This is a genomic window from Alcanivorax sp. REN37, assembly GCF_041102775.1.
GTDB lineage: Bacteria > Pseudomonadota > Gammaproteobacteria > Pseudomonadales > Alcanivoracaceae > Isoalcanivorax > Isoalcanivorax beigongshangi.
In genome coordinates, this window is sequence record NZ_JBGCUO010000003.1 from 24,381 (window position 1) to 35,256 (window position 10,876).

Genomic DNA, 10,876 nt, shown 5'->3' on the forward strand with positions numbered 1-10,876 from the left:
GCATTCATCACGTTCCATTGCGTGAGGAGTGCATCTGCGTTGATGGAACAGAACCTTATGGAGACCTGTTATGTCCCCCTCCCGCGATACTTTGTTTGGCTTGCCCAAGTTGCCCCATAGCGCCTTGGCGATCCTGTTGCCGCTGTTCCTGTCCTGCATCATGAGCGCGGTGGTGTCCTTCATCAGCTTGGTCAACAGCGTTGGGCTGAGCCCCGGCATGTTATCGGCTTGGCTGTCTACTTGGCTGCTGTCCTGGGCGATCGCCTTCCCCACCGTATTGGTGGTGCTACCGATGGCGCGACGGCTGGCGCTCAGTCTGGTACGTGCTCCCTGAGGCTGCGCCGTTTATTCAAGCCGCGCCGGTTCCCGGCGCACACCATGGTGACCACCCTGATGCCAAGAGAGAGTCACCATGCGCACTACCTTCCAATACGGCTACGGCCCCCTGCTTTGGTTTGGCGGTAACGGCCTCGCGCTGTGGCTGATCGGCAGCCAAGGCCACAGCGCCCTATGGCTGCTACCACTCGGCCTCGCTGTCATCTTGCTGTCGTTCCTCGCCGAGGCGCGCTTGCCGTTTCATACCGACTGGAACCGCGATCACCATGATCGCGGCAGCGACCGCTGGCACGCACTCATCAACGAAGCGCTGAACAGTGCTGGCATTGTGCTGCTGCCACTGCTGGCCGGCGCGCTGACGCTGTGGCCGGTGTGGCCGACGCATTGGCTACTGTGGACGCAATGGCTGCTGGCGCTAGTGGTGGCGGATGCCGGCATCACGCTGATGCACTGGCTGAGTCATCGGCGGCCACTTCTGTGGCGGCTGCATGCGGTGCACCACAGCGCGCCGCGGCTGTACGGCTTCAACGGTTTAATGAAACATCCGCTGCACCAAGGCGTGGAAGCGCTGGGCGGTTTGCTGCCACTGCTGCTGATCGGCCTGCCAGCGCAGGTCGGCGCCCTGCTGGCATTCAGCATCGCCCTGCAACTGTTGCTGCAACACAGCAATGTGGACATGAAAATGGGGCCACTGCGGCATCTGTTTGCTTGGGCGCCGGTGCACCGCTTGCACCACCTGCGCTATGGCCGCGCTGGGGATGTGAATTTCGCGCTGTTCTTCCCGCTCTGGGACCGCTTGCTCAGCACCGCCATGTGGCTGCCGGATTACCGGCTGCGTGCCGATGATGTCGGCATTGGCGCTCAGCCGGATTACCCGCGCGATTATCGGGCCCAGCTCAGTGCCCCTTGGCGGGCGCTGCCGGAACAACCGGGGTTGGCGCAGCCTTCAGTAGAGCTGGCCACCTCACTGCAGCGCCATCACCCGCAGTTGCGTCAGCGACAGGTCGGCGCGGATGCCCAGTAGGCTGCGCACAGTGCGGGACAAGTGGGCGCTGTCGGCAAAGCCGGCGTGATGGGCTGCATCGGTCAGTGAGTAGCCCTGCAGCACCAGCGCGGTGGCCAGATGCAGCCGGCGCCACAGCACTAGCCGCCGCACCGACACCCCAAGCTGATCACTGAACAGCCGCGCCAGCTGGCTCAGCGACAGACTCGCCGCAGTCGCCAGCCGCGCGGAGGGCACTTTGCCGTCCAGCCCCTGATCCAACTCCACCAGCGCCTGTTGCAGGCGCGGGTCCAGCGGCCGGCGTGGCAGCTGTTGCAATGCGCGCTGCGCGCCGGCCGGGTCATCAGGACAGTGCGGCAACCATGCCACCAGCGTGTCTTGATCGAACGCCAGCGGCTCAGCAAACAACACCAGTTGCGGCATTTGGGACGGCTGCAACGCGTGGCGCTGCCAAGACGGGATCAGTAATCGCGAGGCCTGTTGGCGACCGGTGTCGAGCGCCACCGTGACTGGCTGCCCAAGCCCCACCATCAACTGGTGGGCATAGTGCGCGTGGGAACGGGCATCGCCAACGCAGCCATAGAACACGGCATGATCGCGGGCCAGCCAGATGTCACCCTGCCAGCCCACTTCACTCATTGCGACGCGCTCAGGGCTGCAGCCAGACCAACGAGGCAAAGCGCCCAGTCTGGCCTTCGAAGCGGTAGGAATAAAACAAATCACGCCGCGTGGCGGTGCACCAGTTGCCGCCGCTGACCTCGGCCACACCGGCGGCCAGCAGTCGACGGCGCGCCAACGCAAACAAGTCGAGCCGCCAGCGGCCAGGCTCAGCATCAGCGGCGAACGCGTCGGCCGCTGCTCGATCAACGTTCAGGAAGGCCTCACGCAGATCATCACCGACCTGGTAGCAGGGCTGGGAAATCGCCGGCCCCAACCAGGCTGATACCGGCTCGCCACCCGGTGCCAGTTGCTGCACCGCGCGTTCCAAGATGCCAGCGTTGAGTCCTTTCCAGCCGGCATGCACTGCCGCCACCGCGCGGCCATCGCAACGCGCCAGTAGCACCGGCAAGCAATCGGCGGTCAACACCACACAAGCCCGCCCAGCCTCGCCGCTCCATACCCCATCGGCGCGTTGCAGCGCGCTGCCGGCTTCGGCCAGCGCGACGCCATGCACCTGTTCCAGCCAGTGGGGTGGATGCGGCAGTGCTAGCGCCTGTGCCAGCGCAGCGCGATTAGCAGCGACCCGTTGCGGGTCATCGCCGGAGTTGAGACCAAGATTGAAGCCGTGCCACGGCGCCGGCGAGCGGTCGCCGTGGCGGGTGGTGATGCAAGCCCGCACGCGCGGATGCGGCGTCCAGTCCGGCACCAACCACTGCAACGGCGCGCCACTCATGCGTCGGCGTCCTGCTGCAGCAGCTTCAGCAGCTGCTCTAGGTCATCCGGGCGCGGCGCCTCAAACTCCATGTATTCACCGGTTTCCGGGTGCATCAGTCCCAGTTTGCGGGCATGCAAAGCCTGGCGGCGGAAGCGCGGCAGCGCATCGCGCAACTCCGCCGTGGCGCCGGCCGGGAACCGCAGCCGGCCGCCGTAGACCGGATCGCCCAGCAGCGGGTAGCGCAGGTGCGCCATGTGCACACGGATTTGGTGAGTGCGGCCGGTTTCCAGCTGTACCCGCAGGTGAGTGTGGCCACGGAAACGGCGGATCAGCCGATAATGGGTCACCGCCGGCTTGCCATCAGCCACCACCGCTTGGCGTTTGCGGTCCTGCGGATGGCGCCCGATCGGCGCATCCACGGTACCGCCTCCGGTGAGGGTACCCACCGCCACCGCTTCGTATTCCCGAAATACCGACTTGTCTTGCAGCTGCGCCACCAAATCGGTGTGCGCTTCGAGCGTTTTGGCCACCACCATCAGGCCGGTGGTATCACGGTCGAGCCGGTGCACAATCCCCGCACGTGGCAGACCCGCTTGGCGCGCGTTCAAGTGCAGCAGCCCATTGAGCAAGGTGCCGTCCTGATGGCCGGCGGCCGGGTGTACCACCAAGCCAGTAGGCTTGTTGATCACCATCAGGGCGTCGTCTTCATAGACCACATCCAGCTCCAGCGGCTGCGGCGTATCGGACACCTCCGGCTCCTGCTCGGCATCGATGGTGAGCCATTCCAGCCCAATCACCTTGTCGCGGGGTTTGCCGGTACGACCGTTCACGGTCAAGGCGCCGCTTTTGATCCAACTTTGCAGGCGCGAGCGGGAGAAGCCGTCGAACAGCACTGCTGCCACCTGGTCCAGCCGTTGACCGGCCTGCTCGGTCGGCACTTGTGCTGATAACTGAATTTTATCGGTGGAGACGTGTCCCATAGAGCGATTCCCGCGGCGCGTTGTCTGGCAGAAGGGGTCGGTGCGGGAGGCAACACTGTGACCCGTACCCGGATGTGCTTAAATAGCCGCCATCCAAGCCGGACCCGGTCCTCCCACGTGGACCCGCGCCGGCATTGTAACGCTCAACACGCCAAAGTCAGGTGATCATGCGTCTTACCACAGTGCTTTTGCTCTCTGCCCTGCTGGGCATCACCGGTTGTGCCAGCAAGCCGAAGGTGTCGCCGGAGCGCACCGAGGCCGGCCAATACCAGGCCGCACAGCGTCAGATCGAGAAGAAAAACTTCCTTACTGCGGTCGATGAGCTACGCGAACTGGAAGCCCGCTTCCCCTATGGCGACTACGCCGAGCAGGGTCTGCTGGATCTGGTGTATGTCTATTACCGCGCCTACGACTACCCGGCCAGCATCGCTGCCGCCACCCGCTTCCTGCGCAACTACCCGGCCAACCCGCATCTGGATTACGTGCTCTACATGCGCGGCCTGGGCAACTACAACCTAGAGCGGGGGCTGTTTGAGCGGCTGCTGCGCACCGAGAAGTCATCCCGCGATTTGGATGCCTGGCGCGATGCGTTCCGTGACCTCAACGAGCTAGTGCGTCGCTACCCGGACAGCCCTTACACCCCGGACGCCCGCGCCCGCTTGGTGCATATCCGCAACACCATGGCCGATGGCGAACTGCACGCAGCGCGCTACTACGCCCGTCGCGGTGCTTATGTGGCAGCGGCCGCTCGCGCCAAAGAAGTGATCATCCACTATCAAGAAACGCCGGCAGTGGAAGAGGCGCTGGCGGTGCAATACCGCGCCTACCGCGCACTGGGAGAGAAGCAGCTGGCGGACACTACGCTGTCAGTGCTGAAGTACAACTGGCCGGAAAGCCAATATCTGGCCAGCAACGACCGCGTGGTGCTGCCGTGGTGGCCGGATCGCGAACGCGGCCTGCTGAGCCTGCTCACGTTCGACCTGCTTTGATAGGCCCCGCAGCGCCGGTCGCTACCGGCGCTGTGGTAACCGGCGTCAGTCGCCCGGCCGCCAGCCATTGGTGATCGGATAACGCCGGTCCTTGCCGAACGCCCGCTGCGTCAGCCGCGGACCCACCGCCGCCTGGCGCCGCTTGTATTCATTGCGATCCACCAACCGCACGATGCGGTACACCTGCTCGGACTCAAACCCAGCCCGCACCGTGGCCTCGGCGCTAAAATCCTGCTCCACATAGTGGTGCAGGATGGCATCGAGAATGTCGTAATCCGGCAAGCTGTCTTGGTCCGTCTGACCCGGCGCCAACTCGGCAGACGGCGGACGGGTAATCACCCGGCGCGGAATCACATCCTGCCCCGCCACCTGGTTACGGTATTCACTGAGCTGGTAGACGCGAGTTTTCACCACATCCTTGAGCACTGCAAAGCCGCCAGCCATGTCGCCGTAGAGGGTGGAATAGCCCACCGCCATCTCGCTTTTATTGCTGGTGGTGAGCACCACATAGCCGAGCTTGTTCGACAACGCCATCAGCAACACACCGCGGCAACGAGCCTGCAAGTTTTCCTCGGTGGTATCCACCTGAGTACCTTGAAAACTGTCCGCCAGCACGCCCATGAAGGCATCAAACATCGGCTCGATCGGCAGTTCGCGATAGCGCACGCCCATGGTGTGCGCTTGTTCGGCCGCATCATGCTTGCTGATATCGGCGGTGTAGCGGAACGGCATCATCACCGCCTCCACCCGCTCCGGGCCCAGCGCGTCCACCGCCACCGCCAGTGTCAGTGCCGAATCGATGCCGCCAGACAAACCCAGTAGCGCACCCTTGAAGCCGTTCTTGTTGACGTAATCACGCACCGACAGCACCAGCGCGCGATACAGACGCTCGTCCAAGTCTGGCACCGGGCACTGCTCGCCCTGCAGGCTCAGCGCGCCTGCTTCGCTCCGCCGCACCTCCACATTAATCAGCGCAGACTCGAAGAACGGCCCCTGCAGACAGCACTCGCCCTGCGCATCCACCGCAAAGGAGCCGCCATCAAACACCAGCTCATCCTGTCCTCCGACCAAGTTGGCATAGATGATCGGCACACCGTTCTCGGCGCTGCGGGCGGCCACGTGGGCAGTACGGCTTTCGTGCTTGTCGTCACTGAACGGCGAGGCATTGAGCGCCAGGATCAGCTCCGCGCCTTCGGCGCAGGCCGCCACCATCGGCGCTGGATGCCACAGGTCCTCGCACACCAACAAGCCGATGCGTACGCCATTGAGAGTGAACACGGTGGCGTGCTGACCGGGCTGGAAATAGCGCTTTTCGTCGAACACCCGGAAGTTGGGCAGGCAGTGCTTGAAGTACTCCTCTTGCGGCCGGGTCTCACCGGGCTGCAGCAGGCCAGCCACGTTATAGCGCTGGCCGTTGCGCACCGCCGGGTAGCCAAGCACGACCGGCACTTCGATCGCAGCGCCGATCGCCGCCAGCGCATCGCGCACGCGGGTATTGAGGCTGGGCCGCAGCAGCAAGTCTTCCGGCGGATACCCCGTCAGCGCCAATTCCGGGAACAGCACCAGTTCGGCGCCCTGGGCTTGGGCGGCGGCAGCGGTGGCGATCACCTGCTCCGCATTGCCCTCGATATCACCCACCAACATGTTGCTCTGTGCGATGACCACGCGCATGACCGCTGTGCCTCGTGTCCGATGGAAAGCGCCATTGTAGCGCCCGCCCGGCGCAAATGCCGCTGACACTGCACAGCACGCCAAACGCTTGCAGCGGTCACCGCTTCCATGGAATCTTGGCCGCGCCGGCAGTACGCCGGTTCCCCTTCTAGGATATGGAGCACTTCGCATGGGCCTGTTCCGCCTGCTACTGCTCGCGCTGCTGGCGTGGGTCATTTGGCGTTTGTTCCGCCACTACCAACAACGTAAGGCGACCCCACCAGCGGCCGCCCCCGGCCATACCGACACCATGGTGCGCTGCGCACTTTGTGATGTGCATGTGCCGAGCCGTGACGCGCTACGCCACCAAGGCCACCACTTCTGCAGCCCGCTGCACCAGCAACGCTGGCTGGAACGCATCGATGACTGAACTGCGCGGCCGCCGTCTGCAGCGCTGGTCGCCGGCGCAGGTCTATGCTCTGTACCGGTTGTTGCTGGCGGCGTTGCTGGTGCTGGTGTTCTTGCTCAGCCGCGACAGCAAGCCGGTGCTGGGCAGCTACAATCCGACGCTGTTTGCCGGCACCGCCCTGCTCTACCTGGCATTGGCGCTGACCTATTTGGCGTTGCCGGCGCTGTCGCGCCGTTTTGCCGCGCAATTCTCGATGGTGGCGGTGCTCACCGACATTGTGGTGCTGACCCTGCTGGTACATGCCAGCGGCGGTACCGGCAGCAGCCTGACGGTGCTGCTGATCGTCACGGTGGCGGCAGCCTGCATCATCCTGCCCGGCCGGCTTGGACTGATGGCCGCGGCCGCGGCTTCGCTGACCATGATGCTGGAGCAGTTCCTGTTTTCCCTCGGCCACCAGCTCGACAACCCGCTGCATCTGACCGAGTCTGCCACCCTCGGACTGGCTTTTTTTGCGGTCGCCCTGATCACCCAGCAGGTGGTGCAGCGGCTGACGCTCAGCGAGCAGTTGGCGGAGCGGCAACTCTCGGCCATCCACCAGCTGGAAATACTGAATCAGCAGGTCGTGAACCGTATGCGCACCGGGGTATTGGTGTTCGAAGCCGACGGCCACGTGCTGCTGCACAATGATTCCGCCCACCAACTGTTTCCTGAACTAGACCAGCAGCGGGTGTTGCCCGGCGCGCTTCGCGAACATTTCCAGCTGTGGCAGCAAGCCAATGGCCAACCACTGCCGCCGCTGCCCGACACCGTGGAACTGCCCGCGCTGGACGTGGGTTTTGCGCGCCTACCGGAACAAGCTGGCGTGTTCATAGCCTTCCTCGAAAACCGCGCCCGGGTCATGCAGGAGGCGCAGCAGCTGAAACTGGCATCGCTAGGCCGACTGACCGCCACCATTGCCCACGAGATCCGCAACCCGCTCAGCGCTATCGCTCAAGCGGCAGAGCTGCTGTCCGACACCCCAGATCGCAACGCCGAGGACCAGCACTTGCTGCGTATCGTGCAGCGTCATGTGCTACGGCTGGACGGCATCGTCAACGACGTGCTGGGGCTGTCGCGCACCACCGTCGGCGAAGCGGCGCAGCTCGATCTGCAACAAGCGCTGGCAGCCGCCGCCCGCCGCTTTGCCGAGCATGGCCATGCTGCGGCATCACTGCAACTGCTGCCTTGTCCGTCGCTGCCGCTGGTGCGCTTCGATGCCCACCACTTAGAACAAGTGCTCGACAACCTGCTCCACAACGCCGTCAGCCACGGCGGCGCACCGGTGCAATTGGCGGCTGGGCGCCATCCGCATTCCGGCCTGCCGTGGGTCAGCGTGCGCGATCATGGCGCCGGGATCAGCGATGCGAATCGTGATAATGTGTTCGAGCCATTCTTTACAACATCGCGTGAAGGAACCGGCCTGGGGCTGTTCGTTTGTCGGGGGATATGCGAAAGCCACCAAGCGCGCCTGCACTTTGAGGCGGCCGAGCCAGGTACCCGGTTCATCATTACCTTCGCGCATCCGGATCGGGTATTTCGATGAGCGCTGAACAACAACGCATCCTTGTCGTGGACGACGAAGAGGATCTGCGGGAACTGCTGGTGATTTCTCTGGGGCGAATGAAAATGCAGGCCCATGCCGTGGGGACGGTGGCGGAAGCCCGCCAAGCACTGCAGCAACGGGAATTCGATCTCTGTCTGACCGACATGCAGCTGCCCGATGGCGACGGGCTGGAGCTCGTGCGCCTGATTTCGCAGCAGTGGCCAGAATTGCCGGTAGCGATGATCACCGCCTTCGGCAGCATGGACACCGCCATCCAGGCGATGAAGCACGGCGCCTACGACTACATCACCAAGCCCGTGTCGATGGACCAACTGCGGCGGCTGGTGGATGACGGTCTCCACATCCGCAGCGCTCAAGCCAACGGCCCAGCGCCCGGCGCCGAACTGGTCGGCGAAGCGCCGGCGATGCGCGACCTCAAGCAGCAGATTGCCAAGCTGGCACGCAGCCAGGCGCCGATTTATATCAGCGGCGAATCCGGCTCTGGCAAGGAGAAGGTGGCACAGCTGATCCACAGCAGCGGCCCCCGCCACGACAAGCCGTTTATTGCGGTGAACTGCGGGGCGATTCCCTCAGAGCTGATGGAAAGCGAGTTCTTCGGCCACCGAAAAGGCAGCTTCACCGGTGCCTTTGAAGACCGCAAAGGGCTGTTCCGCGAAGCCGACGGCGGCACGCTGTTCCTTGACGAAGTGGCCGACCTGCCGTTGCACATGCAGGTGAAGCTGCTGCGCGCGATTCAGGAAAAAAGCGTGCGCCCGGTGGGTGAAGCACGGGAGTTCGACGTCAATGTGCGCATCATGTGCGCCACTCACAAGAATCTAGCTGAACAGGTTAATGACGGCTATTTCCGCCAAGACTTGTATTACCGCTTGAATGTAATCGAAGCGCGGGTACCACCACTGCGTGAGCGCCGCGAAGACATTCCACTGCTGGTGGATTTCTTTAGCCAGCGCTTGAGCCAGCAGTGGGGATTGCCAGCGCCACAGTTTTCCCGTGCCGCCCGCCAAGCACTGGAAGATTACGAGTTCCCCGGCAACGTGCGGGAACTGGAGAACGTGCTCGAGCGTGCTCTGACACTGGCCGATGGCCCACAGATCGAACCGCACCACCTGCAGCTGCGCGCCGCTGCTGAGCGGCAACCGATCAACGAACCATTGATGGCAGAGCCACCACGCTCCAACAGCCAACCGCTGGAGGATTACCTGCAAGACATCGAAAAGCGGGAAATTCTCAAGGCGCTGGACGCCACACTCTGGAACCGCACCGCCGCTGCCCGCAAACTCGGCATGACGTTCCGCTCACTGCGTTACCGGCTGAAGAAGCTCGGCCTCGATCAAGGCGGCGACGACGAAGACGATAACGCGTAAGGCGCCGGATCAAACGGCGCCGCGGTGCCGGTCATCAAGGCTGTGATCAACGCCGCGCTGGCCGGTGCTGCCACCAGCCCGTTGCGGAAATGGCCGCTGGCTATGAATACCCCCGGCGCTTCCGGCAACTCCGACAGAATCGGCACCGACGCCCGGCAACCAGGGCGAATTCCGGCCCACTGCGCAAACGGCAACCGCCCCGCCAGCGGCGGCCACAGCGTTTCCGCCAGCTCCTGCAAGACACGGCCGCCGCCGGCTGTAGGCCGCCCGTCCGCACTCTCTGTTAAGGTACTGCCCACCAACAAGGTGCCATCGGCACGCGGTATCACGTAGCCCTGCTCCCGCAAAATGATGCAGGGCGGTGGCTCAATGCCGGGAGCGTAACAGAGCATTTCGCCTCGCGCTGGAAACAACGGCAGCTGGCGCCCAGTGCTGCGCTGGACCAAGCCGGCGGTGCCCGCACCGGAGCAAAGTAGCAATTGATCCACCCGCCTACTCTGTTGCGCCCCTTGCACCGCCCATCCGGCTCCCGCTGCGACAAAACGTTGCACCGGCTCGTCGACGGTGTGCACCCCCGCCCGCCGACTTGACGCGGCCAAGGCTTTCAACGCCCGCGGATTACGCAATTGGCCCACGCTGGGAATCCATAGCGCGTGCTCATCATGGAAGCGCCCGCAGTGCTCTGCCGCCGAAACAACGCGTGCCGCCAAATCCCAGCGCGCTGCCCATGACAACGCCGTCGCCGTGTCGGCAACGCCGGGCATCAGCAACCCGCTCTCGACCAGCTCCAATCCGGGCCAACCTTCCTGTGCCAGTGCGGCGCTGAGCTGCTGGTAGTCCGCCAGCGCATGGCGGGTGAGGCGCGTCAGCGCGTCTGGATAACGCCAAGGGAATAGGGCTGACAGGATGCCGCCGCCAGCCCACGAGGCGGGCGGATGGCGCTGCGGCGCCGACCACAACGTGACCTGATGGCCTTGCGCAGCAAGCCGCCGAGCGCTCAGCAATCCCAGTATGCCCGCGCCGACAATACCGATTTCTGCCACAACGCCTCCGTAGCGGGTAAAGCGAAAAGCTTAAAACCACACCACCTGCCGCGCACGGTTTTTTCACCGCGCCTCGGACAGCGTTTGAACGCAGAGGCGCACAGGAACAGCACGCTGATTGCCC

11 protein-coding genes are annotated in these 10,876 nt (G+C 64.1%); 6 read left to right on the forward strand and 5 right to left on the reverse strand.

Features of this window, described 5'->3' with window-relative positions; all coding sequences use genetic code 11:
* Positions 1–70 precede the first annotated feature (70 nt).
* Both AB5I84_RS13080 and AB5I84_RS13085 read left to right on the forward strand, forming a co-directional pair.
* A complete protein-coding gene (locus AB5I84_RS13080; protein ID WP_369456362.1) occupies positions 71–334 on the forward strand; it encodes a DUF2798 domain-containing protein in 264 nt (87 codons plus the stop codon).
* 78 nt (positions 335–412) lie between these two features.
* On the forward strand, positions 413–1,360 hold the full coding sequence (locus AB5I84_RS13085) for a sterol desaturase family protein (protein ID WP_369456363.1): 948 nt from the start codon (positions 413–415) through the stop codon (positions 1,358–1,360).
* Here AB5I84_RS13085 and AB5I84_RS13090 read toward each other — a convergent pair.
* From AB5I84_RS13090 to rluD, 3 genes are read right to left on the reverse strand one after another with little or no spacing between them, the layout of a single operon-like run.
* Entirely contained in the window at positions 1,301–1,978 is a 678-nt protein-coding gene (locus tag AB5I84_RS13090; RefSeq protein WP_369456364.1) for an AraC family transcriptional regulator, read from the reverse strand. The genes AB5I84_RS13085 and AB5I84_RS13090 overlap by 60 nt on opposite strands.
* Positions 1,979–1,988: 10 nt before the next feature.
* Positions 1,989–2,732 carry a peptidoglycan editing factor PgeF gene (pgeF, locus tag AB5I84_RS13095; RefSeq protein ID WP_369456365.1) on the reverse strand — a complete coding sequence of 248 codons (744 nt, stop codon included), beginning with the start codon at positions 2,730–2,732 and terminating at the stop codon, positions 1,989–1,991.
* Entirely contained in the window at positions 2,729–3,694 is a 966-nt protein-coding gene (gene rluD / locus AB5I84_RS13100; protein ID WP_369456366.1) for a 23S rRNA pseudouridine(1911/1915/1917) synthase RluD, read from the reverse strand. The genes pgeF and rluD overlap by 4 nt, the downstream gene beginning before the upstream one ends.
* Positions 3,695–3,861: 167 nt before the next feature.
* Between rluD and AB5I84_RS13105 the strand changes: the two genes are divergently transcribed.
* Entirely contained in the window at positions 3,862–4,683 is an 822-nt protein-coding gene (locus AB5I84_RS13105) for an outer membrane protein assembly factor BamD (RefSeq protein WP_369456367.1), read from the forward strand.
* Positions 4,684–4,728: 45 nt separating this feature from the next.
* Here AB5I84_RS13105 and AB5I84_RS13110 read toward each other — a convergent pair whose 3' ends face one another.
* Positions 4,729–6,354, reverse strand: a complete 1,626-nt coding sequence (locus AB5I84_RS13110) for an NAD+ synthase (protein WP_369456368.1) — start codon at positions 6,352–6,354, stop codon at positions 4,729–4,731.
* 169 nt (positions 6,355–6,523) lie between these two features.
* Here AB5I84_RS13110 and AB5I84_RS13115 point away from each other — a divergent pair, with 169 nt between their 5' ends.
* From AB5I84_RS13115 to AB5I84_RS13125, 3 genes are read left to right on the forward strand one after another with little or no spacing between them, the layout of a single operon-like run.
* The gene (locus AB5I84_RS13115) at positions 6,524–6,763 is read left to right on the forward strand and encodes a PP0621 family protein (RefSeq protein ID WP_369456369.1); all 240 of its coding nucleotides are present in this window, start codon (positions 6,524–6,526) and stop codon (positions 6,761–6,763) included.
* Positions 6,756–8,324, forward strand: a complete 1,569-nt coding sequence (locus tag AB5I84_RS13120; RefSeq protein WP_369456370.1) for a sensor histidine kinase — start codon at positions 6,756–6,758, stop codon at positions 8,322–8,324. Before AB5I84_RS13115 ends, AB5I84_RS13120 begins: the two co-directional genes overlap by 8 nt.
* On the forward strand, positions 8,321–9,709 hold the full coding sequence (locus AB5I84_RS13125) for a sigma-54-dependent transcriptional regulator (RefSeq protein ID WP_369456371.1): 1,389 nt from the start codon (positions 8,321–8,323) through the stop codon (positions 9,707–9,709). The genes AB5I84_RS13120 and AB5I84_RS13125 overlap by 4 nt, the downstream gene beginning before the upstream one ends.
* Here the strand turns inward: AB5I84_RS13125 and AB5I84_RS13130 are convergent.
* On the reverse strand, positions 9,676–10,752 hold the full coding sequence (locus AB5I84_RS13130; protein WP_369456372.1) for an NAD(P)/FAD-dependent oxidoreductase: 1,077 nt from the start codon (positions 10,750–10,752) through the stop codon (positions 9,676–9,678). The genes AB5I84_RS13125 and AB5I84_RS13130 overlap by 34 nt on opposite strands.
* Between the last annotated feature and the right edge of the window lie 124 nt (positions 10,753–10,876).

Bases quoted from the DNA above. Each gene is read 5' to 3' on its own strand.
- AB5I84_RS13080 (WP_369456362.1), top strand. From the start codon at position 71: ATGTCCCCCTCCCGCGATACTTTGTTTGGCTTGCCCAAGTTGCCCCAT.
- AB5I84_RS13085 (WP_369456363.1), top strand. From the start codon at position 413: ATGCGCACTACCTTCCAATACGGCTACGGCCCCCTGCTTTGGTTTGGC.
- AB5I84_RS13090 (WP_369456364.1), bottom strand. From the start codon at position 1,978: ATGAGTGAAGTGGGCTGGCAGGGTGACATCTGGCTGGCCCGCGATCAT.
- pgeF (WP_369456365.1), bottom strand. From the start codon at position 2,732: ATGAGTGGCGCGCCGTTGCAGTGGTTGGTGCCGGACTGGACGCCGCAT.
- rluD (WP_369456366.1), bottom strand. From the start codon at position 3,694: ATGGGACACGTCTCCACCGATAAAATTCAGTTATCAGCACAAGTGCCG.
- AB5I84_RS13105 (WP_369456367.1), top strand. From the start codon at position 3,862: ATGCGTCTTACCACAGTGCTTTTGCTCTCTGCCCTGCTGGGCATCACC.
- AB5I84_RS13110 (WP_369456368.1), bottom strand. From the start codon at position 6,354: ATGCGCGTGGTCATCGCACAGAGCAACATGTTGGTGGGTGATATCGAG.
- AB5I84_RS13115 (WP_369456369.1), top strand. From the start codon at position 6,524: ATGGGCCTGTTCCGCCTGCTACTGCTCGCGCTGCTGGCGTGGGTCATT.
- AB5I84_RS13120 (WP_369456370.1), top strand. From the start codon at position 6,756: ATGACTGAACTGCGCGGCCGCCGTCTGCAGCGCTGGTCGCCGGCGCAG.
- AB5I84_RS13125 (WP_369456371.1), top strand. From the start codon at position 8,321: ATGAGCGCTGAACAACAACGCATCCTTGTCGTGGACGACGAAGAGGAT.